The sequence below is a fragment of the Paenibacillus sp. FSL L8-0435 genome (assembly GCF_037965655.1).
Taxonomy (GTDB): Bacteria; Bacillota; Bacilli; order Paenibacillales; family Paenibacillaceae; genus Paenibacillus.
Genome location: NZ_CP150185.1, coordinates 3,348,524 through 3,372,166 on the forward strand (window position 1 = coordinate 3,348,524; position 23,643 = coordinate 3,372,166).

Annotated in this window: 17 protein-coding genes; 15 read left to right on the forward strand and 2 right to left on the reverse strand. The window is 47.7% G+C overall.

Annotation, left to right across the window (positions count from 1 at the left end):
• Positions 1–59: 59 nt before the first annotated feature.
• Positions 60–827: a helix-turn-helix domain-containing protein gene (locus tag NST33_RS14620; protein WP_047842955.1), complete on the reverse strand. Its 768-nt coding sequence runs from the start codon at positions 825–827 to the stop codon at positions 60–62.
• A gap of 274 nt (positions 828–1,101) precedes the next feature.
• On the opposite strand from NST33_RS14620, the gene NST33_RS14625 reads away from it, so the two are divergent.
• From NST33_RS14625 to NST33_RS14695, 15 genes are all read left to right on the forward strand, one after another.
• Positions 1,102–2,457, forward strand: a complete 1,356-nt coding sequence (locus NST33_RS14625) for an extracellular solute-binding protein (protein ID WP_076317898.1) — start codon at positions 1,102–1,104, stop codon at positions 2,455–2,457.
• Positions 2,458–2,562: 105 nt separating this feature from the next.
• Positions 2,563–5,460 carry an extracellular solute-binding protein gene (locus NST33_RS14630; RefSeq protein ID WP_339185106.1) on the forward strand — a complete coding sequence of 966 codons (2,898 nt, stop codon included), beginning with the start codon at positions 2,563–2,565 and terminating at the stop codon, positions 5,458–5,460.
• A gap of 19 nt (positions 5,461–5,479) precedes the next feature.
• Positions 5,480–6,436, forward strand: coding sequence for a sugar ABC transporter permease (locus tag NST33_RS14635; protein WP_036615906.1), 957 nt, complete (start codon positions 5,480–5,482; stop codon positions 6,434–6,436).
• 2 nt (positions 6,437–6,438) lie between these two features.
• The gene (locus NST33_RS14640; RefSeq protein WP_026081082.1) at positions 6,439–7,314 is read left to right on the forward strand and encodes a carbohydrate ABC transporter permease; all 876 of its coding nucleotides are present in this window, start codon (positions 6,439–6,441) and stop codon (positions 7,312–7,314) included.
• 15 nt (positions 7,315–7,329) lie between these two features.
• Complete coding sequence (locus NST33_RS14645) at positions 7,330–8,793, forward strand: NHL repeat-containing protein (protein ID WP_076317895.1); 1,464 nt, start codon at positions 7,330–7,332, stop codon at positions 8,791–8,793.
• Positions 8,777–9,412, forward strand: a complete 636-nt coding sequence (locus NST33_RS14650) for a YIP1 family protein (protein ID WP_036670948.1) — start codon at positions 8,777–8,779, stop codon at positions 9,410–9,412. Before NST33_RS14645 ends, NST33_RS14650 begins: the two co-directional genes overlap by 17 nt.
• A 17-nt stretch (positions 9,413–9,429) precedes the next feature.
• On the forward strand, positions 9,430–12,006 hold the full coding sequence (locus tag NST33_RS14655) for a DUF5696 domain-containing protein (protein ID WP_221821093.1): 2,577 nt from the start codon (positions 9,430–9,432) through the stop codon (positions 12,004–12,006).
• Positions 12,007–12,059: 53 nt separating this feature from the next.
• The gene (locus NST33_RS14660; RefSeq protein WP_082219083.1) at positions 12,060–12,905 is read left to right on the forward strand and encodes a sugar ABC transporter permease; all 846 of its coding nucleotides are present in this window, start codon (positions 12,060–12,062) and stop codon (positions 12,903–12,905) included.
• A 17-nt stretch (positions 12,906–12,922) separates the two neighbouring features.
• Positions 12,923–13,870: a carbohydrate ABC transporter permease gene (locus tag NST33_RS14665; RefSeq protein ID WP_036615897.1), complete on the forward strand. Its 948-nt coding sequence runs from the start codon at positions 12,923–12,925 to the stop codon at positions 13,868–13,870.
• A 108-nt stretch (positions 13,871–13,978) separates the two neighbouring features.
• Positions 13,979–14,149, forward strand: a complete 171-nt coding sequence (locus NST33_RS14670; protein WP_339308468.1) for a hypothetical protein — start codon at positions 13,979–13,981, stop codon at positions 14,147–14,149.
• The gene (locus NST33_RS14675) at positions 14,146–15,852 is read left to right on the forward strand and encodes an RICIN domain-containing protein (RefSeq protein WP_339308470.1); all 1,707 of its coding nucleotides are present in this window, start codon (positions 14,146–14,148) and stop codon (positions 15,850–15,852) included. The genes NST33_RS14670 and NST33_RS14675 overlap by 4 nt, the downstream gene beginning before the upstream one ends.
• A 284-nt stretch (positions 15,853–16,136) precedes the next feature.
• Complete coding sequence (locus NST33_RS14680; RefSeq protein ID WP_221821097.1) at positions 16,137–18,488, forward strand: helix-turn-helix domain-containing protein; 2,352 nt, start codon at positions 16,137–16,139, stop codon at positions 18,486–18,488.
• A 275-nt stretch (positions 18,489–18,763) separates the two neighbouring features.
• The gene (locus NST33_RS14685) at positions 18,764–19,618 is read left to right on the forward strand and encodes an ABC transporter permease subunit (protein WP_339308695.1); all 855 of its coding nucleotides are present in this window, start codon (positions 18,764–18,766) and stop codon (positions 19,616–19,618) included.
• Between the two features lie 27 nt (positions 19,619–19,645).
• On the forward strand, positions 19,646–20,575 hold the full coding sequence (locus NST33_RS14690) for a carbohydrate ABC transporter permease (protein ID WP_339308472.1): 930 nt from the start codon (positions 19,646–19,648) through the stop codon (positions 20,573–20,575).
• Positions 20,576–20,613: 38 nt separating this feature from the next.
• Positions 20,614–22,254 carry an ABC transporter substrate-binding protein gene (locus tag NST33_RS14695; RefSeq protein ID WP_221821099.1) on the forward strand — a complete coding sequence of 547 codons (1,641 nt, stop codon included), beginning with the start codon at positions 20,614–20,616 and terminating at the stop codon, positions 22,252–22,254.
• A 220-nt stretch (positions 22,255–22,474) separates the two neighbouring features.
• On the opposite strand, the gene NST33_RS14700 is transcribed toward NST33_RS14695, so the two are convergent.
• The gene (locus NST33_RS14700) at positions 22,475–23,617 is read right to left on the reverse strand and encodes a glycosyl hydrolase family 8 (RefSeq protein ID WP_221821100.1); all 1,143 of its coding nucleotides are present in this window, start codon (positions 23,615–23,617) and stop codon (positions 22,475–22,477) included.
• Positions 23,618–23,643: the final 26 nt, after the last annotated feature.

Below are 23,643 nucleotides of genomic sequence, written 5' to 3' on the forward strand. Positions count from 1 at the left end.
CCTGCGTTTTTTTGTGGTTGTTATCTAATTGATAAACAAACCGATTCGGCAATCCACCTTTAGGCCGTGTGGATTTTTTGTCTTCTATAAGCATTGGGACTCGATCCGGCATACGCTTTGAACTTTTTATAGAACCAATCAATATCCTTATAGCCTACCTCAATAGCAATCTCATATATGCGCAGATTCGTGGAAGACAACAACTGCTGGGCCTTTTCCATACGTTGCTGGAGCATATAATCATTGAAAGACATCTTCTCTTCCAGCTTGAACTTCTGTCCAAGGTACGCACAGTTAAAATGAAGCATGTCAGAGATCTTCTTCAGCGTGATTTCATCACTCAGATGATCCCGTACATAGGCCTTGACGATACGAATAACATGACTGGAGTGCATGGGTTTACCGTTCATTTGAACGGGTGTTTTGAAGAACGACGACGTTTTGTGTGCCGGGTCGGTTTCAAGGTGGGATCTAAGTCCATGCAGACTGTTAAGTAAAGAAGAAGGACTAACAGGATACGGGAGATAATCATTTACCTGATACGTCAGGGCTTTGCGTACGAACCTGAAGTGATCTCTTCCACCCATAAGGAGGATAGGTATCTGACTTTTTTTTCGAATGTCGTTGCATAACCAGAGCCCCGCGGTATCAAACCTCTCTGTATGTACCATAACAAGGGAAAAGTCTCGTTCTGACAATGCGGTCAAAGCCTCGGCCGATGAGAACACACAATTTGCGATAGTATATTGAGCTTTGCTCCGTAGCAACATCTGTTGCAACTCTCCGCACAAACGACGGCTGAAATCCACAAGTAAAATATCATACATGAAGCAATACCTCACCTTCTGCTGAATTGTAATGCGCTAGATTAACTGAAATTTGACTTAATTTCATTATGGTAATAAAAGAAAGCGCATACAATGTGCATATTTTTGTAGACAGTGCATTTCTTTACCAATTAAAACCTATAATGCACTTTGCTCGTGCAAAATTACGTGAATCTATATTCAGCCCGGGTAAACATCTGTATTTCGGCAGGTTGTTTGCGCTTTCATTTGAACGATACACTGTGATAGCAAACGACAATCAGGGGGGAAGACGATGAGAAAACACAAGTTCATGCTACTGAGCCTGGTATTTGCGGTCTTGTTGGTGATTGCTGCATGCAGTTCTGCACCTACCGCTCAACCCGAGCCGGAAAAGACAACACCACAGGAGGAACAAAAACCCGCGGAAACCGAGCCAAAGAATGAAAACTCCACGCCAGAAATGGACTTTGACATGGGTGGCAGAACCATCAAGGTTGTTGCTTGGTGGGACATGGAAATACAGGGGAACAACCCGGACAACATTCAACGCCTTGAGAATCTCGAAGCGCTGAAGAAAAAACACAACTTTAATATTGAATATGTTTCCATCGATTTCGGTGAATATCAGGAAAAAGTAGTTGCTTCCCTGATGGCCGGTGAACCGCTTGGCGATCTGGTGAGACTGGGCAAAAACTATGCCATTCCGGCATTGACCAAACAGGATCTGTTATGGCCGGTGGATGATTATATTAAAAACGACAAGGTATTCAACCAGAAAACAACCAAGGAATACATGCAGTATGAAGGCAAAGGTTACGGCTTTACCGAGGACCAGTCCTCGTTTATCAACGGAATTTTCTATAATCGCACACTCATGCAAGAGCTCGGCTTGAAACCACTTCAAGAGTATGTAGATGCCGATGAATGGAACTGGGATACGTTCATCAGTGTTGCCAAGCAAGCGAACAAGGATCGAAACAATGATGGCAAGCTGGACACATGGGGACTCGCTCAAACGGGCTTGCTGGAACCGATTCTGTATTCCAACGAGGCTTCTCTGACCAAAGAGGATAAACAGAACCTGGAAGATCCAAAAACGAAAGAAGCGTTGAACTTCCTGTCCAAACTGGCTACCGAGAAGGTCGGCAGAGCTTCTGAGGGCGGCGATTGGACAGAGCCATCCACGTTCTTCCGTCAAGGGAACACCTTGATGTATTCAGGTGCCATGTACGAAGTCGAAGGTATTATGACGGATATGCAGGACTACGATATTGGTTTTGTACCGTTTCCAAAAGGTCCAAGTGCAACAGCGTATCACTCCGGTGAGTCACGTTACCAAGCGATAACAATTCCAAAAGCGGTAGAGAATCCGGAACAACTGATGTACATCTGGGAGAAAATTAATGAGATCGAATCGATCTATGAGTATCCAGGACAATCCACACTGGAGACACATCTGACCGATGAAGCAGATATCAACAACGCCAGAGAGGTTGCGGAAGGTATGTTGGTTCTCGACCATAACACATTCCCGTCATTGCCGTTCTGGGATTTTGATGGGGAACTCAAAGAAGGGGTATCCGTATCTACGCTGATCGAGAAATACAAGGCTCCTTTCCAGGCTGCGATTGATGAGGTTTACAAATAAGTATCACGTTACACGGGCAGAACGCACCAGTGAAGGTGCGGTCTGTCCGGGTTAGTCAATCGTCCAGTTCTCTCAACGCTTACAGGAAAGGGGATACATTCAAACATGCGGTCACGTAAGAAAAAGGGACTAATCCTGGTGCTTGTCCTGGCCTTGGTGCTCTCCATATGGACACTATATCCATCGCGGGATCGTAATCCGGGAACGGTACATGCGCTTGAGGACTTTGAGGCGGTATCGGGAACCGAGGATTCATTCAGTTATGAGCATTATCTGACTGCTCATGACAATACGGCCAAACCGGATGAAATTGTACGCATCGAAGGCGAATCTTATGTTCAGGCAGAGGATGGGGAATTTGAGGTTGTGCAAGGGTACGCCGGATTAGACGGAAATGCCGTAATTACGCCGGAAACTGGAACCATTCGCTGGGATGTTCCCGTTCAAGTGAGCGGTTTGTACAACATTCGCATTCACTATTATCCCGTAGAAGGTAAAAGCTCCGGGATCGAACGCAGGCTTGAGCTTAACGGTAAGGTCCCGTTCAGAGGGGCCGATATTCTTCTGTTTGACAGGGTATGGGGGAATCGCGAGGACAACGTCCGGCAGGACGATCGTGGCAACGAGCTTAGACCCAGACAAGTGGAACAGCCCGAATGGCAGCTGACTTCCTTCAAGGACAGCGCAGGGTACTTTGAGGAACCGTTTCAGTTTTATTTTGAAAAAGGCAGTCAGAAGTTATCGCTCACTTCATTAAGAGAAAGCATGGCGATCGATTATATCGAGTTATATCAAGAAAGCGAAGTTCCTTCCTATGCAGAGCTGGAGCAAACCTATGCCTCACTTGGCTTGAAACAATCGGCTCCTGTCATGTTGAAAGTTCAGGGGGAGGAAGCTGTTAGCAAATCATCTCCTACACTGGCACCAATCTCGGACCGATCAAGTCCTTCACTCGAGCCTTATAATGTATCGAAAATTCGGATGAACGCTATCGGGGGAATTAACTGGAAACTGCCGGGCGAATGGATTGAATGGGAAATTGACGTGCCTGAAGACGGATTGTATCAAATCGCGCTTAAGGTGAAGCAGGATCAATTGCGTGGCATCTATGCCACCCGCAGTCTGACGATTAACGGCGAAGTTCCGTTTAAGGAAATGAAACGCATTCGATTTAATTACAGCCCGGCTTGGCAAACTCAGGTGTTGGGTTCGGGAGAGGATCAGCCATATCAGTTTCATCTTGAAAAAGGGAAACACCGAATCCGAATGACGGTTACACTTGGCGACATCGCTCCGCTGCTGCGGACCGTGGAATCCAGCGTGCTGGAACTGAATGAGATGTATCGCAAAATATTAATGATCACCTCCAACAGTCCGGACCCACTGCGGGATTACCAACTGGAACGGCGTATTCCGGAGATGACGGAGGTGTTTGAACGACAAGCTGACACCTTGCGTTCCGTTGCAGATTACCTGGAAAAGGCCACGGGTGAGCAAAGTGACAAAGTGGCCGTACTTCACGCCATGGTATTGCAGCTTGAAGATATGGCCGCCAGACCAGAGACGGTTCCCAAACGGCTGGATACGTTCAAAATTAACGTAGGTGGTCTCGGCACATGGATTCTATCGGTACGTGAACAGCCGATTACGTTGGATTACCTTGTCGTATCTCCGCCGGGTGAATCGCTGCCAAAAGCGGAAGCGAGCACCGTCCAGCAGGTGAAGCACGAACTGGGCGCATATGTTGCCTCGTATACCGAAGATTACGACAGCATTGGCAACGTGGAACAAAAGAAGGATGCCATTACTGTATGGATCACGACCGGACGAGATCAGGCCCAAGTACTGAAAGGCATGATCGACGATTCGTTTACCCCGGATACGGATGTGTCCGTGCAGTTACGTCTCGTTCCGCCTAATATTTTGCTGCCCGCAACACTCTCGGGGGAAGGCCCAGATGTAGCCATGCAGATGGGCGAAGACATTCCGGTGAACTATGCGATGAGGAATGCAACGGCGGATCTGAGCCAGTTCCCTGATTTCGAGGAAATTTCGGGCAGGTTCCGTGAAAGCGGATTGACGCCATACCGCTACAACGACGGGGTATATGCCCTTCCGGAGCAGCAGCATTTTCCAATGCTCTTTTACCGCAAAGATATTCTGAATGAACTGGGCCTCGAACCGCCGAAAACGTGGCAAGACGTATATAACGCCATCGCCGTGCTGCAGAAGCATAACATGGAGTTTTATCTGCCGATTGAGGATACGCTGAACAATGCCAACCTGGTTCCGAATTCAACCTTTGCGATGTTGTTATATCAGAATGACGGAACGTTCTACACCGAAGACCAGAAGAAAAGTGCACTGGATTCGGAGATTTCAATGGACGCATTCAAACGCTGGACGCAATTTTATACCAATTACAAGTTTCCGCTCAAAGCCGACTTTCCGAACCGCTTCCGTACCGGGGAAATGCCGATCGGGATTGCTGATTACACCACGTATAACATGCTGACGGTTATGGCTCCGGAAATCCGCAATCTCTGGGACTTTACGATTGTTCCGGGTACACAGCTTCCGGATGGGTCCATACGGCATGAAGTGGCCAGCGCTACGAGCGCGGTAATGATGCTCGAAAATGCCGACAACAAGGAAGCGGCGTGGAAGTTCATGAAGTGGTGGACTGATGATCAGACCCAGATTGAATACGGGAGAGAAATGGAAGGTCTTATGGGAGCGGCTGCCCGTTACCCAACGGCCAATATCGAAGCCTTGAAGCAATTGCCTTGGCCTGTGAAGGATTATCAAAATCTCGAGAAACAATGGGAATGGGTACAGGGAATCCCGCAGCTTCCTGGAGGTTACTTCACGGGACGACATCTGGACAACGCCTTCCGCAAGGTGGTCAATGCAAATGAAAATCCGCGTGAAGCCTTATCGGACTATGTGTTGTACATTGATGATGAAATTGAGTTGAAACGCAAGGAATTTAATCTGAAATAGAGGAAAGGGAGGGTAACGGTTGCAAGCTAAAACTACCAAGACAGCCGCCGCTCCTGCCGTCCATACCCGCCAGGTCGGCTGGTGGTCCCTATTGAAGCGGGATCTGTATCTCAGCAGGCATTATTATGTATTGATGGCACCGTTTATGCTGATTTTTTTCATGTTTACTGTCATTCCGGTCGGCATTTCACTCGGGCTCAGCTTTTTTCACTTCAATATGCTGGAACTGCCGCGATTTGTCGGCTGGCAGAACTATTCCCGGCTTTTCCTGAACGATGACGTATTTCTGATCGCGCTCAAAAACACGCTGCTTTTTGCCGTAATTACAGGCCCTCTCAGTTATATTGCCTGCTTTTTGTTTGCGTGGATTATCAATGAGCTGTCTCCTAAAATTCGGGCGGTCATGACGCTGGTTTTCTATGCCCCATCCATATCGGGCAACGTCTTTTTCATCTGGCTGATCATCTTCTCGGGTGACAGCTACGGGTATATGAACGGCTTCCTGATGCGCCTTGGCGTCGTACTGGAACCGATCCAATGGCTCGCAGACGAGAAGTATGTACTGGCAATCGTCATTATTGTACAGCTGTGGCTGAGCCTGGGAACCAGCTTCCTGGCCTTTATTGCAGGACTGCAGACCATTGATCGTTCTCTGGTTGAAGCAGGAACCGTAGACGGGATCAAAAACCGCTGGCAGGAGCTCTGGTACATCACCTTGCCTTCGATGAGACCGCAGCTGATGTTTGGTGCGGTAATGCAGATTACCGCTTCCTTCGCCGTAGCTGAGATATCCATCGCACTGGCAGGTTTCCCGAGCGTAAACTATGCGGCACACACCGTTGTCACGCATCTGATGGACTTCGGAACCATTCGTTTCGAGATGGGGTATGCCTCGGCCATCGCAACGGTCCTGTTTGCCCTGATGCTCGGTACAAACGTTTTCACGCAAAAAATGCTTAGAAAGATAGGTGAATGACGATGACCAGCAAAGTACGTGCCGTGTTTGGCATGCCAAAAAGGCTTAATCGGTCATTTACCGTCAGCCTGATGTTATTTGCATTGCTGGGCGTGTTTGGCTCCTTTATGGTGCTTCCGCTCATCTATGCTGTCAACAATGCATTCAAGCCGCTGGATGAGCTGTTTATTTTCCCGCCGCGCTTCTGGGTGAACAATCCGACAACGGAGAATTTTGCCGATCTGATCAATCTCATGGGCAATTCGTGGGTGCCGTTATCTCGCTATATTGCCAACACATTGCTCATTACGATACTTGGCACAGCGGGACATATTCTTCTTGCATCTGCAGCGGCTTATCCGCTGGCGAAGTATCGTTTTCCGGGTTCCAAAGTGTTGTTCACCATTGTCATTCTGTCCCTGATGTTCTCGCCGCATGTTACGGCGATTCCGAACTACATGGTCATGTCCTGGCTTGGCTGGATTAACACTCATGCGTCCATTATTGTGCCATCACTTGCGTTCTCGCTGGGACTTTTCCTGATGAAACAGTTCATGGAGCAGATTCCCGATGCTTTGCTAGAGGCAGCCAAAATCGACGGAGCCAATGAATACCGGATATTCTGGAGCATCGTGATGCCCAATGTGAAGCCGGCATGGCTCACGCTCATGATCCTGCAGTTTCCAGCGTTATGGGGAACGGATGGCGGGAGTTTCATTTACAGTGAAAATCTCAAAACGCTGCATTATGCGCTCAGTCAGATTGTGCAGGGAGGGATTGCAAGAGCGGGTGTAGGTGCGGCTGTTGCCTTGCTGCTGATGATCGTACCGATCACTCTGTTTATCATCTCTCAGAGCAGTGTTATGCAGACGATGGCCACTTCGGGCATGAAAGAGTAGAAAGGAGGCAGCGAGGTGCGGAGAAGCACATGGAAAAAACGTAAATCGATCATCATGGGCATGATCTGCCTCCTGTTGTTCGTTCAAGAGGCGCCCTACGTGAGTGCAGACGGTAAAACGGATGCGTACCATTATTCCTTCTGGGGTGACGCAGTTCCTTCGCCGGCGGCATATGAGGCAACAACGATTATCACCGGCAAGAAGCTGAACACAACTCCTATGAAAGAGCCAAGCGACATGCATGTTACCGCCAATCAGCACGTCTTTGTGCTCGATTCGGGCAATGGCCGCATCATTGAGATGGATCGCAACTTCAAGCTGGTACGGACGATTGATTCATTTGAGCAGGAAGGCAAGGAAGATCATTTTAAAAATCCACAGGGATTGTACGTCACGGAAAAAGGCCATCTGCTGGTTGCTGATTCGGATAATCACCGGGTGGTGCATTTGGATGAACAAGGGAAGCTGGTCAAGATCGTGTCTGAACCAAAATCGGATCTGCTAAAAGCAGACTTCCAGTTTAAACCGATGCGGATTGTTATGGACAAAGGGGAGCGTATCTACGTCATGGCCGAAGGCGTATTTGATGGATTCATGGAGTTCAGCGCCGATGGTACGTTCTCTTCCTTCATTGGAGCGAACAGAGTTCAGGTGGACCCGGTGGAGTATCTGTGGAAACGGTTTGCAACACGTGAGCAGCGGAGCCAGATGGTGATGTTCACTCCAACGGAATTTACCAATCTGGATATGGATGAAGAGGGCTTTATCTACGCCACTAGCGGGGACCGCGGCAAAGATCCGGTCAAGAAGCTGAATGCCCAGGGTACAGATATTTTGCGCAGAGAAGGCTATCAGACTCCACAGGGTGATTTGCTGTATACCCAGGAAGCAGGGCCATCCCGCCTGATTGATGTGGATGTGGGTGACAGTGACATGTATTCCGTACTGGATTCCAGCAAGGGCCGAATCTTCACCTACAATGGAGACGGATACCTGCTCCATATTTATGGCGGCATCGGGAACCGGCTGGGCCAATTTAATACACCTGTTGCCCTGGAACGTGCGGGAGACCGGATGTTAGTTCTGGATAAAGCGCTGGGTGAAATCACCGTCTTTCAAACAACTGAATACGGACGTACACTCCACGAAGCGGTGCGCAGCTACTATAACGGTGATGAAGATCAATCTTCGGTGCTGTTTGCGCAAGCTGCCGAGATGAACGCTAACTTGGAATATGCGTATGCGGGAATTGGCAAAGCATTGCTTCGTCAGAAGGAATACGCCGAGTCTGCGAAATATTTCAAGCGTAGCATGGAGCCCAAAGGGTATTCCAAAGCTTTTCTTTTGTACCGCAAAGAGCTGATGCGTGAGCATTTTTCATGGATGATGTCCGGTATATTCCTGGCTGTCGCTGCGATTGTCACCGTCATCATCGTTCGCAGGCAGAAAAGGAGGACTACGAATGCAGGCATCAAGTAAGCAACTATACCAGTACCCGCTGCATCTGATTTTTCATCCGTTTGACGGATACTGGGAATTGAAGTATGAACGGAACCAGAGAAACTCACTGCTGATTGCTTTCATGATCCTGGTGCTTCTGGTCATCACCAAAATTTTGCATGCCCAGTACAGCGGTTTTCTCATTAATCTCAGTAATCCAAAGTACCTGAACAGTCTGCTCGAAATGTTATATGTCATTATACCGGTACTGTTTTGGTGTGTGGCTAACTGGTCGTTAACCACATTGATGGACGGGGAAGGCAAGTTCTCCGAGATTTTCATGTCAACGTGTTTTGCACTGGTACCGTTGTTACTCATTCATTTTCCATGGATCTGGCTGAGTCTTGTGATCTCTGCGCAGGAAACTGCCTTTTATTATTTCTCCAATGCACTCGCTGTTGCATGGACGGTATACCTGTTATTTGTGGGGAATATGACGGTTCATCAGTACACACCAGCCAAAACGGTGCTCACGATGCTGCTGACACTTGTAGCGATGGCGTTTATGGCATTTCTGTGCCTGTTATTCTTCAGTCTTGTACAGCAGATTGTATCGTTTGTTGTAACCATCTATCAGGAATTAGTGCTTCGGGGCTAAGGGAGGAGGAAATTGTTATGAATTATACCGTAGCCAAAAAAATAACAGGAATGCTGCTCGCGGGCAGTCTGCTTCTTGGCGGTTGTCAATTCTCGCCAACACCGCTCGCTCACGAGACAGTGACTGCCGCTGATCCGACGGACTTTCCCTCCCTGCCTCCCGGAGAGAAACTGAAATCATCGTTCGGCGATGTCCGCCTTCCCGGCATGGTAGGCATTGCGCAGAATGCTGCGCTGCAGTTGTTCATTAACGAAGAGACTGCCGAGATTGCAGTGATTCACACGCAGAGCGGCCAGATCTGGCGCAGCAATCCTGCAGATCGTGAGCAGGATGGGGTTGCAGCCGGGATAAACAAAGACCTTTTGTCATCACAAACGAAGCTCAGCTTCTTCAACAGCCTCGGACAGAGCAGCACCGTGAATTCCTTCACGGATAGTGTTGCACACAAGCAAATAAGCTACGAGGTGCAGTCAAGCGGCGTGCGGGTCCACTACCAGTTTGGAAGCACTGAGCGATCCATAGAAGACTTGCCGATGAAGATCAGCAAGGAGCGATTCGAACAAAGGCTGCTTGCACAGCTAGACAAGGCCGGGCAACGGGCCTTGAAGGTCGGCTATGCGGAAGACAAGGATGAAGGCGCTTACGTCCGGATTGATAAGGCGATGCAAGGATTGCAATTGTCCCGGGCCTTGAAGGCTTTTGACACAGCCGGTTACACATCGGAGGATCTGGCTCAGGATCATGCCGAGTTTGGCATTGAAGAGGAACGAAGTGGACCACGGCTGTTTATGCTTACGATGGAATATGAGCTGGATGGAGAGGATCTGCTCGTGCGTGTTCCGTCCTCAGGCATTCATTTTCCGGAGGAATATCCGATCAACAGCATATCTGTAATGGATTACTTCGGGGCTGGGGGTTCAGAAGAAGAGGGCTCCATACTGGTGCCGGACGGTTCGGGAGCGCTGATCCATTTTAACAATGGCAAGCTGCAGTATCCTGCCTATCAACAAGATATATATGGACCGGATATGACCATGAAACTACGGGAAGCAAGTTCGAATGAAGCCAGAGCCAGGTTGCCGGTATTTGGACTGATTCGGAAAGAGGGAGCTTTCCTGGGCATTATTGAAGAAGGGGATGCCGTTGCAGTTGTGAATGCCGATATCAGCGGCAAGCTGAACAGCTACAACAACGTATATCCCAGCTTCTATGTGGTGAACAAGAGCGATGTGACGCTTCAGGCAAGTGATATGGTTCGTACACTTCCGAAATTTCAGAAGAAACCGACTGTGTCCGACTTCGTCGTTCGATATGCTTTTGTCGGGAAGGATAAAGCCTCGTACTCAGGGCTTGCATCTCTCTATCGGGATTATCTGATGCAAAACGGCGGGCTTCCCAAGCTGAATGCCAGCAAGGAGCAGAGTAACGTTCCCTTTTATCTGCAACTGTTCGGTGGCATGACAACAAGGCAGCATATGCTGGGCATACCGTATGATTCAACGGAGGCTTTGACCACGTTTGATGAAGCCAAAACCATTCTTTCCGCCTTGACGGAGAAGAAGGTATCCAATATTCAGGTGCGCTATGCAGGATGGCTTAACGGCGGGCTTCATCATCGACTGCCGGATTCCATCCAAGTAGACGGCGCGGTAGGCGGGAAAAAGGGATTGCGGGAATTCAGCGTATATACACAAGAAGCGGGCATCGGTTTCTATCCCGATATCGCTCTGCTGAATGTGCAATCCAAAAAAGGGTTTAAACCGTCCAAAGAAGCTTCACGCACATTAACTCAGGAACCGGCGGTCTTGTATCCGATGAACCAGGCCATCCAGCGGCGGGACCGGGATCGTTCACCATCCTATGTGCTTTCGCCCAACATGCTCGAGGACGTGACGGCAGACATGTTAGATGAGCTGAGGTCCCTTCAAAAGGATGGACTGTCACTAAGCCTGAATGATCTGGCAGCTCAGTTAAACAGCGATATGAATCCGAAAAAGCTGGTGGACCGAACACAAGCGCTTGGCTCCGTAAAGAAGGCACTTGAACAGATCGGGCAGCAGGCTGGCTCGCTTGTTGCTGAAGGCGGGAACGCTTATGCCCTGCCGTATGTAACTGGTCTGACAGATGCGCCGATGACCAGCAGTCGTTTCAAGCTGGAGGATGAAGAGATTCCGTTCTATCAGCTCGTTGTACACGGTAGCATCGGTTATACGGGGACGCCATACAATCTCTCCACATATACCAATGCAAGGCAATATGTGCTGAAGCTGATTGAATATGGAGCGAGTCCTTACTTTGCATGGTTCAATGCGCCAAACCATGTTGTGAAAGAAACGGATTATGATGATCTCTACGCGGCGAATTATGAACAATGGATCGATCTGGCTGCCGAGATCTACAACGAGGTGAACCAGGTGAACCAACCGTTTGCCGGACGTTCCATGATGTCCCATGAATCCCTGGAGGAGGGCGTCTTCCGGACAACATATGAAGGTGGCGGGTTCGTAATCGTCAATTATAACGACTTCCCTGTAGAAGTTGACAACGATACAGTGGAAGCCCAAAGCTATGTGACTGGTGGTGAGCAGCTCTGAAGACGCTCCTGAAATGGAAATGGGGAAGTCGTACGTATGCTCAGCAGAAAGCCATGTGGGGCGTAATCTACGTGCTTCCCTGGCTCATTGGTTTTGTGTTGTTTTTCTTCATTCCGCTGTTAGCCTCTCTGCGATACAGCATGAGTACAATTCAGGCTAACGCGGAAGGCATAGCAATTCAGTTCAACGGTGTTGCCAATTATATTCAGGCGCTGACCGTCAATACAAGCTTTAACCGTGCGTTAATTGAGGCGATCACAGACGTGCTCATCAACGTACCGCTTATCGTTATATTCAGTCTGTTCCTTGCCGTCATCCTGAATCAGAAGTTCAGGGGCCGGGCTGTAGCGCGGTCGATCTTTTTCCTGCCCGTTATTCTGGCATCGGGAGTGATTATGACACTGGAGAGCACCAGCCTGATTGAAGCGGTTAATCAGAGCAGCACAGGTGGAAGCTCACTCGGGACATTTGAACTCGAAAATCTGATGGTTAACGCCGGAGTGAGCGATTGGATCGTTACGTATCTGAGCAGCGCCGTAGATCGGATCTATCAGATCGTCAGTCAATCCGGTGTGCAGATTTTGATCTTTTTGGCAGGGATCCAGACGATTTCCCCTCAACTGTATGAGGCTTCGAAGATGGAAGGGGCAACGGGTTATGAAGCCTTTTGGAAAATTACGTTCCCAATGGTCAGCCCGCTTATTTTTGTCAATGCGATCTATACAATCATTGATTCGTTTGCCAATAACGCCATGACGGAACTGATCCGGGATACCGGCTTCGTCAAATTTGACTTTGGATTAAGTTCTGCCATGGCATGGGTCTACTTTCTGGCCATTGCCATCATTCTGGTTATCGTAAACATCATTTTCTCGAAGCGAGTCTTCTATCAAGATTAGAAAGGAGGGTGTCCCACGTGACAACATCACGATTATTATCGCTGGAGCATTGGAAAGGCTGGCTGTGGGCCATGATCCGATTCGTTCTGATTACCGGGCTTTCCTTCGTTATCCTGTTTCCCATATTTCAGAAGGTTTCCACATCCATCAAAGCTAAAGGTGATCTGTATTCGGCAGTGGTGGTGTGGATTCCACAGAACTTCTCCATTGACAATTTCAAAGAGGCGATACGCGTAATGGATTACTGGGCAACGCTGTTTAATACCTTTGCCCTGTCTGCAACGACTACACTGCTGACTACAGCATCCTGTGCACTTGCAGGATACGGATTCGCCAGACTGAAATTCAGGGGAAGCAACTGGCTGTTTGCTGGTGTAATTCTAACGATTCTTGTACCACCAACGACCATTCTCATTCCGGTATACCTGAATCTGAAAAGCTTTGACCTGATGGGGCTTATGACGCTTATAGCCGGCAAACCTGTTAATTTGCTTAATACCTATTGGCCGTTTATTCTGACGGCAATTACGGCCAATTCACTTAAAGCCGGTTTGTACATCTTTATCTTCCGGCAATTCTTCAGAGGTATTCCGAAGGAAGTGGAGGAGGCGGCCTATGTGGACGGCGCGGGCATCGGACGAACATTTTCAAGAATCATGCTGCCCAATGCCATTCCGTCCATGGTAACAGTCATGCTGTTTTCCTTCGTATGGCAGTGGAACGACAGCTTCTATACGACGACTTATCTGACTTCAAGTAAAGTCATGTCGACCCAGTTATCGTCCCTTCCGTATAATCTGGCCCAGCAGGTTACTGATGGTGCAGCTTCCCAAGCCGATCCGTTCTATCTGAGTATGATCCAGGATACAGGAATTCTTCTTGCCATTCTGCCTTTGATCATCATCTATTTGTTTGTGCAACGATATTTCGTAGAGAGTGTAGAGCGTACGGGAATCGTCGGTTAAGTTAAGTTCTTCTGTACGTTTGGAGTGGGATCAGACTGGAAGAGGGAGGAGGAACTTCATGCAACATTCCATCTGTGAAAAGGGGGCATGTAACGATCTCATGAACGTATGCTCACAGCAGAACCGCGATCCTTCCCTGCGCAGGATCCCCCTGCTGGTGTGGAATGGGCTGCGGGAGCGGGCGCCGACCTGAGCGATCTGTTTGATCAGAGATACTCTGACGGAGCTTACCTCGCATTATTGCAAGGCAATATATCAGATCAGGAGGAATTAAAGTGAAGAAGTTCATGACATCTTGTAAACTTGTACTCATTCTGGCTTTATTGATCACAATTGCTCCATGGGGAGGCAGCCGTGCCGAAGCATGGGTGGGCATGCCGATGGGCAAGCTGCACGTAAACGGCAAAAACCTGGTGAACAGCAACAACCAGCCTGTGCTACTGAACGGTTGGCATCAACCCTCAGGTGCCTACTGGACATATCAGGACAGCAATTATTATCTCAATCTGCACGGCAATAACCGTCATGCAGCTACACTGGCTTATCTGAAAGACATTACCGATACTTTTGCGGACACCAGCGCGAAGTACGGAAGCAATCATGGCTGGAATATGAATCAGGTACGTCTGTTCATCGATCGTCAGGACATGGGAGATGTGGCTGCTGGTACATATAACTTTGCCGGTGTGCAGACCGTTACGCAAAATGTAATTATTCCGTACATTCAATATGCCAAAACAAAAGGTGTCTATGTTGTCCTGGGACTGGACTTCACATTGAAGGATGATCAGGCAACAACACCTGCCAACCTGCAAAAATTCAACGAAATCTGGGGTTATCTCGCTTCACGCCCGGAGATCAAAAGTGCAGACAACGTTCACTTCGAGCTGATCAACGAACCGGTGAAATCCTATGCCAATGGACATTGGGGTGGATACAACGGGGAGAATGACTTTGTGGATCACTGGAATGACTTGCGTAATTTCCAAAATTCCATGATTTCAACAATTCGTAGCAAAGGTGCGGACAACGTCATCTGGGCGGCAGGTCTGGGATACAACCAATTTTACAGCTTGACGGCAAGCCATCCATTGACTGATCCGCTCAATAACTATGGATATGCGGTTCACTGGTACCCTGGTTATGGCGCATATGACAACTTCTCTATCCTGCAAGACCAGTGGAATACCAACGTGAAGGCAGCTGCTGACAAATATCCGATTAATATTACCGAGGTAACCTGGTTCAAAAACAAACCTGGCGATTCGGCCTACTGGAACTTGTTTAATGGCAGCAATGAAGGTTTTGGCACCAATACCAAAACGATTTTCAACGCATCAGGCAATGTCAGCATTGCAGCTCATATGAACGGATTCATTCTAAGTGAAGGACCACGAAGCTCCTTTGCCGACCCAACGGCTGGACTGAAATGGGATGGAGATGCTTCACGGAGTGCCATGGGACGATTCCTGTTCAACTGGTACCATGAACGTGCTCAGACTTACCCGGGCAGTGGACAAGGCGGCGGACCCACAACGGGTCTTGTATCCGGTGCAACTTATAAAATCGTAGCCCGGCATTCCAACAAAGTTGTTGATGTGCCAGGTGGTCAAAATGAAAATAATCTTCAGCTCCAGCAGTGGAGTGATCTGGGCGGTAACCCTCAGAAGTGGGTTCTGACCTCGATCGGCAGCGGCAACTATACACTAACAAGTGTGAACTCACCGGACAAAGTCATCGATATTCGCAACGGTACCCTGACCAATGGGGAAGCGGTTCAACTCATGAGCAATCTGAACACAACCGCTCAGCATTTTAAGGTCAACGATCTTGGTAACGGGTACTGGAGTATCATCAACGTGAACAGCAATAAAGCCATTGAAGTGGCAAACGCTTCCACTTCGGATGGAGCCTTGCTGCAGCAGAACACCTACACAGGTGGTACAAACCAACAATGGAAATTTGTTGCCGTTAGCAATTAATAAACACAAAAAACCTCCCCAAGTCAATCCATGTCTTGGGGAGGTTTTTTGTGTTTATTTTTGATACTTTGGGATGGATGTCATGCGAAGGTAAAATACAACTATATTTGTGCGCTAACCCGCAGACCGACAATTATTTTCATGTAAGCATTGTACACCGCAGTATGTAAATGTACCATAAGGAAGAAGTTGTACCTTCACCAGGAAGAAATGCCCGGTGTATCATTGAACAGCTACCTTATCACAGAGAAATGTAAGCGCTTGATAAAAAAGGGAGGGTACATATGCAGCTCCTATGGTCCAAATTTTCACCCGTGTTCCGCCGATTCCTCATTTCGTATCTTGTCATTCTGATGATTCCTCAAATTGCGGGATATGCCTCTTACCGAGCTTCTATTGAAGCGGCCCGGTCCAGCTCCATTGAAAACAGCTTGAAGTCGCTGAGTCTCGGGAAAGAGATCATTGAGCGTAACCTTCTTCAAGTTGAAGCCTTTACCAGGCAGCTTGCCGTCAATCCCGATTTGCAAAATTTAATTGCTGGGCCAAAGCCGCATGATCTCTACAATGTCTACGGTATGAACCGTATGCAGCGGAGCCTCTCCATGTACAGCAGTACCAATGATTACTTGTCCCATTTCTTCATTCACATTCCAAACTACAATGCCATCATCACACCAAGAACTGTGTATTATCGTCCAGAGCATTATTATGCTGCCAATCAGCTGGACGGTATGTCGTTTGAACAGTGGCATGACCAAATTCTCAAACAACCACACTTTAATGAAATCATACCGCTTCGAAACTATAAACGTGAAATACTCGGCACTGTGCTTGCAGACGTTCCCGCCATTACGTTTCTGCAATCTCTGCCTTTGAACAGCTTCAACAAACCGCAAGCGACGATTGGTGTCATGATTGATCAGGATCAGATGGCCAGCCTTACTCAAAATATTGTGGATCAATATGGCGGCTGGACTCTCGTCACCGATGCGGAAGGACAGATCATTTTCTCCCATGGCATTGAACAAGCCGAAGCTGAGCAAATGGCACAGAGTCGCCAGAGAGAAGGTAACGCTGCGGAAACGGAGCTGAACGTGCAGAATGTACAGCCTGGAAGTGATGGTCGGCTGCTGATATCGATGCAGTCCAGTCAAAATGGATGGAATTACATGGCAGGGATTCCGGAGAAAGCACTCATGACAAAAGCGGACCAAATCAAACAAGTCACGCTGGTCTTTACTTTGGCAACCATTGCCCTAGGACTGTTATTCGGGCTGGTTCTGGCCTATCGGAATAGTGCACCCGTTTACAGATTGTTGGCCTCTTTTCGGGAACAAATCACCGATTCCCCAGGCAGACGGGGCAATGAATATGATTTTTTGGCAAGCCATATTAACAATCTTATTGCTAATAATGACTCACTTAAAAACGCCATGAATGAGCAGATTCCGTTATTGAGAGACGGTTTTATCAAACGTTTGTTAACCGGAGAAGTCTATACCTCACTTGAGTTGGAGGTTATCTCATCCCAGGCGCACATTTCCCTTCATAGCAGCAAGGGCTTGGCAGGCTTAGTGAAGGTAAACGGATATGCCAATCCGGACAGTGAAGAAACTATCCATGAACTGGGTGTCGCAAGGCTGCTCATCAAACAGGTACTTACAGAGTGGAATGCGCAGCTGCTGATCACGGATTGGGGAACAGACCAGATCGCTTTTGCCTGTCCATTGGATGAGAACCAACTGAATGAAGCTATAGGGAGATGTGAAAAAGAGCTGAACACCTTGATGGAAGTGATCTACCGGGAGCATCGGATATCCACAACAATTGGTACAGGTGCAGCTTACGAGGTTTGGAATGATGCAGGGCGTTCCTTTGACGAAGCCAAACAAGCTCTGGATTATGCCATTCATATGGGAACAGATCATCTGGTGAGATTTGAAGATACGATGAAGGAAAATGAAATGTTCTATTATCCGATTGAGTCTGAACAGCGCCTGCTGAACACGATCAAAGTCGGTGAGCATGAAGAGGCGATACGTATTCTGGAGCAATTGTTTCTTCGTAATTTAGAGGAGCGGGAACTTTCCTACGAGATGACACAGCAGTTCATCATGGAGCTGAAGGGGACTTTTCTGAAGCTGGACGAACCCAAATTCAAGCTGGATGCCTCCCTGCTGGAGGAATATAAAACTCGTGTGACATCTATTCAGATGACAGAAACGATTACTTCGCTGCGTGCAAAATTCAAACGGTTAACGGAAGACATCTGTGGTGATTTCCAGAGAAGAAGAACAGGAGCACATGGGGATACTGTAAACGAAATGATTTGTTTTATCCAACAACATTATGGGGATGCAAACTTGACGATCTATCGGATTGCGGAGCACATGAGCAAGTCCGAGAAGTTTATATCTCAACTGTTCAAAGAACATACGGGAGAGAATCTTTCCGATTATGTAGAAAGGGTACGCATTGATGCTGCCTCGAACTTGTTGCACTCTACCGGTCAGACCATTGACGAGATAGCGGAGGCCACCGGGTATAACAGTGCACATTCATTCCGCCGAGCTTTCAAGCGGGTACGCGGCATTTCTCCGAGTGTGTTTCGGAAAATGGACGTTCATAGCGGTTAATGTAGGTTGTTTCTCGGGAACTATATTCGCTTTTTGTACTTTCTCAGCGCAACTGTACCTTTACGCATCCCCAGCGCAATCTTATGATTACTCAAAAAGTAAGCGCTACCAAGTTGGGCTGAAGTTCAGCACGATTTGGAGCCAAGAATGGGGGGATGATTCTGAGAACCACAGTGACCAGTGAATCAAAGTCCGTGGAGAAACCAAGTAAACCGTTTGCCTTGAAGCAAGCATTATCCAGAAGTTGGAGGCGACATTGGCAGTTATATCTGCTGATCCTGCCACCGATTGCTTACTTTATTATTTTCAAGTATGTACCCATGGTGAATGCGGTCCTAGCATTTAAAGATTACAACGTCATCAAGGGGATCTGGGGCAGTCAGTGGGCCGGAACCAAGTATTTCGAATTACTTTTCAAAAATCCGGCGTTTGTCATGCTGATCAAGAACACACTCTACATTTCGTTTTACAGCCTGATCGTTGGTTTCCCGATTCCTATATTACTGGCGCTCGCGCTGAACGAAATCAAAAACATACGATTCAAAAAAACAGTGCAAATGGTGACGTATGCTCCATATTTCATCTCTACCGTTGTTATGGTCTCCATCATTATGCTCTTTCTGTCTCCTAGGCTGGGTATTGTCAACACGATTGCAGGCGCCCTTGGTTTCGAAGCAGTGAATTTTCTCGGTGAGCCTGGACTGTTTCGATCCATCTACGTATTCTCCGATGTGTGGCAGGGAATGGGGTACTCCGCTGTGATATATCTGGCTGCTCTGGCAGGTGTTGATCCATCCCTATATGAAGCCGCCAAAGTGGACGGAGCCAACCGAATACAGAAAATCATTAATGTTGATCTGCCTGGACTACTTCCGGCAGCCGTCATCATTCTGATCCTGAGTGTAGGGAATATCATGGCTGTTGGGTTCGAAAAAATATATTTGCTGCAAAATCCGCTCAACCTGTCTGCTTCGGAGATCATCTCCACGTATGTCTATAAAATAGGATTGCTGAATGCCAATTACAGCTTCGCTACTGCGGTTGGCCTGTTCAACTCGGTGATTAACCTGATTCTGCTATTAATCGTAAACGCGGTCGCCAAGCGACTGTCCAATACAAGCTTATGGTAACGGGAGCGAAAGGAGGAGAATCAACCCATGCCTAACACACAGACAAATGCAGGTCGTTCGCGGATCAAGAGCAGCAGTACGATTCGTGAATCCTGGGGAGACCGCGTATTTATAACGGTTGTTTACTTCATGCTGACAGTGGTGCTGATTGCCGTGCTATATCCCTTGATATATATTGTGAGTTCTTCGCTCAGTAGCCCAGCTGCCGTCTCCTCGGGAAAAGTCTGGTTGTGGCCCATTGACCTGACGTTTGACGGTTACAAGTCTGTATTGCGGAATGATCAAGTCCTTACCGGTTATGTCAATTCCCTTTTTTATACAGCCTGCGGCACCTTCATCAGCGTGGCACTGACCATTATGATTGCTTATCCATTATCCAAAAAAACGTTTGTTGGCCGCAGCTCGTTAATGATGTTTATTACCTTCACCATGTTGTTCTCAGGCGGTTTGATCCCTACCTATCTGGTGGTCAAAACCATGGGGCTGATTGATACCCGCTGGGCGTTGCTGATTCCCAATGCCGTCTGGGTATGGCAAGTCATCATTGCCCGTACCTTTTTTCAGAATTCGATACCGGAAGAATTGTCCGAAGCAGCAGACATCGATGGCTGCAGTGACATCCGGTTTATCTTCAGTATTATCCTGCCACTCGCCAAACCGATTATCGCCGTGTTGTCACTTATGTACGCTGTCGGTCAGTGGAATGCATACTTTGACGCCCTCATCTATCTGAAATCACAGTCGCTCTACCCGCTACAGCTGATATTACGCAGCATTCTTATTCTGAACAGCAGTACGGGGAGCATGGATGCATCGGAAATGATCAAACAGCAGCAGATGGCTGAACTCATGAAGTACTCGTTAATTGTGATGGCCAGCTTGCCGGTGCTAATCATCTATCCTTTTGTTCAACGGTATTTCGTGCAAGGTATGCTGATTGGCTCAGTTAAAGGATAAGTTCATTTTTTCTATTATTCATGAAGGAGAGGATTATATTGAAAAAAGCGGGATTCATCATTCTTGCCTGTATGCTGTTTACCTCGTTGGTACTTGCCGGATGTTCAAGCTCTGATAAGGGGAACGGGGAAGGCAGCGATCCGTCAGGCAAGACGGCCATTAATGTGTTTGCTCACCAGGGTTCGGATACCAGCCTGTCCACTAACAAATTCACGAAGAAAATGGAAGAAAAGTTTGATATTCAGTTCAACTGGACTACGGTTCCATTCGACGGTGCAGCGGAGAAAAGACAGATTTCACTGGCTTCTGGTGATTATCCGGACTTGTATCTGCTCATCCCTTGGGTAGATCGTTTCTCCCAGACAGACTTGTTGAAGTTTGGTCAACAGGGGGTTATTTTGCCGCTGAATGATCTGATTGAGCAGCATGCTCCCAATATTAAAAAAGTGCTTGAGAGCAATGACTATTATCGGGCCATGAACACTGCTCCCGACGGAAATATCTATGGTCTGACGGGTCTGAATGAATGTTTTCACTGTTCATACCCAAACAAGATGTGGGTCAATACCAAATGGATGGAACAACTGGGCCTGACCGAACCCACGACGACAGAAGAATTTAAAGAAATGCTTCGGGCATTTAAAACGAAAGACCCAAACGGGAACGGCAAAGCCGACGAAGTACCGCTAAGCGGTTCGACTGAAAATTTCGGTGTGCACATTATTCCGTACTTGATGAACGGTTTTATCTATGACGACGATCGGAATTATCTCATTGTCAATCAGGGGAAAGTGGAGACCGTAGTGAACAAACCGGAGTGGAAAGAAGGGCTTGCCTATATTAAATCCCTGTACGATGAAGGGTTGATTGATCCAGGGGCATTTACCCAAAACGTCGGGGCCTTCAAAAAAATTGGAGATAACGCTGATGCACAGCTTCTCGGTGCGGGAGCAGCGATGCATCCATCATTATTCGTAACAACTGCCGAAGGTTCTCCTTACGGGAATGATTACAATCCCATTCCTCCATTGAAGGGACCCCATGCTGCTTATGCTACGTACAACTATCCGATTGATCCCGGAGCGTCTTTTGTACTGACAAACAAAGCCAGTGAGGAAACACAGATCGCGGCCATAAAGCTGCTGGATTATCTCTATACCCAGGAAGGAACCATGGCATCATATCTGGGAGAAGAGGGCGTAAGCTGGCGCAAACCACAAGAAGGAGAAGTGGCGCTCAATGATCAGATTGAGCCGTTATATAAAGCCATTCCGCTTCCTTCTGGAGAAGAACCTCGTAATGACAGTTGGGCTGCATTGAGTCAGTACAATCATTATCAGGCATATCGGGACTCCGAAGTACAGGGGACAGACATCTATGCCAATGATGGTGGTGAGCGACGTCTCTATGAGGCGACATTGTTAATGGAAGGCAAGGAACCGAAAGAGATTTTCCCTCATTGGGCATTGTGGGTAGATCCGTCCCAAGCTGATGAAGCCAGCATGATGCAGACCAATCTCAAGGATTACATCGATCAGAACGCCCTGCAATTTATTACAGGCGCCAAAAGTCTGGATAAGGATTGGGATGAATATGTGAAAGGCCTGGAGGGACTGAACATTAATCGCTATCTGGAGATTATGCAGTCTTCTTATGATACTTCTTCTGTTTCCAAATAATTAAAGTATCTGAATCATACAGAGCGGGAAAAGTTACTGCCTGTATTTGCATAACCAAACGTTCCCGGTTCGCAGTCAACATATGCGAGCCGGGAACGTTTTTTATTGATATAGATTAAATCGTAATATCATTGCATCCTACTTAGAATTGAGATTGAACCTGTCCTGCAAGCCAAACGTTCACAGGACAGGTATAACGGCTCATGCACATTCCCTTAGTTTAGTACATGCGATATCTTCCGCTTAGAGCGAGCATGCTGAAAAAATACAGGCAATTGTCGTAATAACGTCGCTCTCCCTGACGCAAAGGTGTGTTCCAGAACTTGCGAACGAATGTGTCAGCATGTGGACCGTCTGCAGCCAGTGAAGCCATGGCATTGGTAGCCAGCAAACCTACAGGATGCAGTGAATGTTCGTCGAAAGGTTCACCTTCTATTGTATAACGACGATAATCGGACATTTCAATATCACTGAAGAAGGACTGAATCCGATTGGATTGTTCGATCTGCCAGTGATCCTTGCGGAACCATTCCCAGTCCAGCGCTATATTCGCAGCAACACGGTAGGCATCACTGTAGAAATGTCTGAAATCACCATGCGGCTGTATTGGAGCCGGGGAGCCATCATAGTTCGCATATTCAGGTGATAGTCCGGTTACGGGATGGCAGGCTGTATGAAGGTAAGCACGACTAGCGGCCGCCGCTTCTTTCCAGAAGCTCTGATCTTCTTCATTCGCATATTTCGAGAATAGTTCATAAAAATGAGGCAGATGGTAGGATGGGTCGCTAAACGGTGTTTCTGGTATGAATTTGATCAGTTTTGTTTCCGGGTCCCACATGGGATCGCCTTCGCCGTCTTCGCCCTGATGTATACATGCACGAAGGATCTTGCGGGCTTGTGCCTTGTAATCATAAGGTTCAGCGCCATCGCCCCAGCGGTTGGAGGCAAAAAAAAGTGCCATGGCAAAAAACTCCTCACCATCAGGAGCAGGACCTTGTGAGAGTTGGGTTCCGTCAGGCTTGCAATGCCAGGCAAAATAATCTTTATAACGTCCCGCTTTATGTTGCATAAACGTGTGCGAGAAATTCCAGAGTCGATCAAATTCTTCCTTTTTGTTCATCTGAACAGCCATCATCATGCCATAGGACATGCCCTCGGAGCGAATATCGAGATTACCAGTGTCCAGCAAATAACCCTTGTCCTCACCCAAAGGGTAATATATTCGAGTATTATCATCGCCATAAAACAGCTCGTTCCATGTTTCTTCCAATCTGTTCGTGATCTCATTCTCATCGTAGCCTAACTTCAGAAACAGATTTGTATATGTACCCGTATCCCACGCGCCTTGACCCGTGCTATTCATAAGTATCCTCCTTCATCAATGCGGTT

What these genes read in the sequence shown, in the direction of transcription:
- NST33_RS14625 (WP_076317898.1), top strand. Translation starts at nt 1,102, where the DNA reads ATGAGAAAACACAAGTTCATGCTACTGAGCCTGGTATTTGCGGTCTTG.
- NST33_RS14660 (WP_082219083.1), top strand. Translation starts at nt 12,060, where the DNA reads ATGTGGGGCGTAATCTACGTGCTTCCCTGGCTCATTGGTTTTGTGTTG.
- NST33_RS14640 (WP_026081082.1), top strand. Translation starts at nt 6,439, where the DNA reads ATGACCAGCAAAGTACGTGCCGTGTTTGGCATGCCAAAAAGGCTTAAT.
- NST33_RS14650 (WP_036670948.1), top strand. Translation starts at nt 8,777, where the DNA reads ATGCAGGCATCAAGTAAGCAACTATACCAGTACCCGCTGCATCTGATT.
- NST33_RS14680 (WP_221821097.1), top strand. Translation starts at nt 16,137, where the DNA reads ATGCAGCTCCTATGGTCCAAATTTTCACCCGTGTTCCGCCGATTCCTC.
- NST33_RS14630 (WP_339185106.1), top strand. Translation starts at nt 2,563, where the DNA reads ATGCGGTCACGTAAGAAAAAGGGACTAATCCTGGTGCTTGTCCTGGCC.
- NST33_RS14620 (WP_047842955.1), bottom strand. Translation starts at nt 827, where the DNA reads ATGTATGATATTTTACTTGTGGATTTCAGCCGTCGTTTGTGCGGAGAG.
- NST33_RS14690 (WP_339308472.1), top strand. Translation starts at nt 19,646, where the DNA reads ATGCCTAACACACAGACAAATGCAGGTCGTTCGCGGATCAAGAGCAGC.
- NST33_RS14700 (WP_221821100.1), bottom strand. Translation starts at nt 23,617, where the DNA reads ATGAATAGCACGGGTCAAGGCGCGTGGGATACGGGTACATATACAAAT.
- NST33_RS14670 (WP_339308468.1), top strand. Translation starts at nt 13,979, where the DNA reads ATGCTCACAGCAGAACCGCGATCCTTCCCTGCGCAGGATCCCCCTGCT.
- NST33_RS14655 (WP_221821093.1), top strand. Translation starts at nt 9,430, where the DNA reads ATGAATTATACCGTAGCCAAAAAAATAACAGGAATGCTGCTCGCGGGC.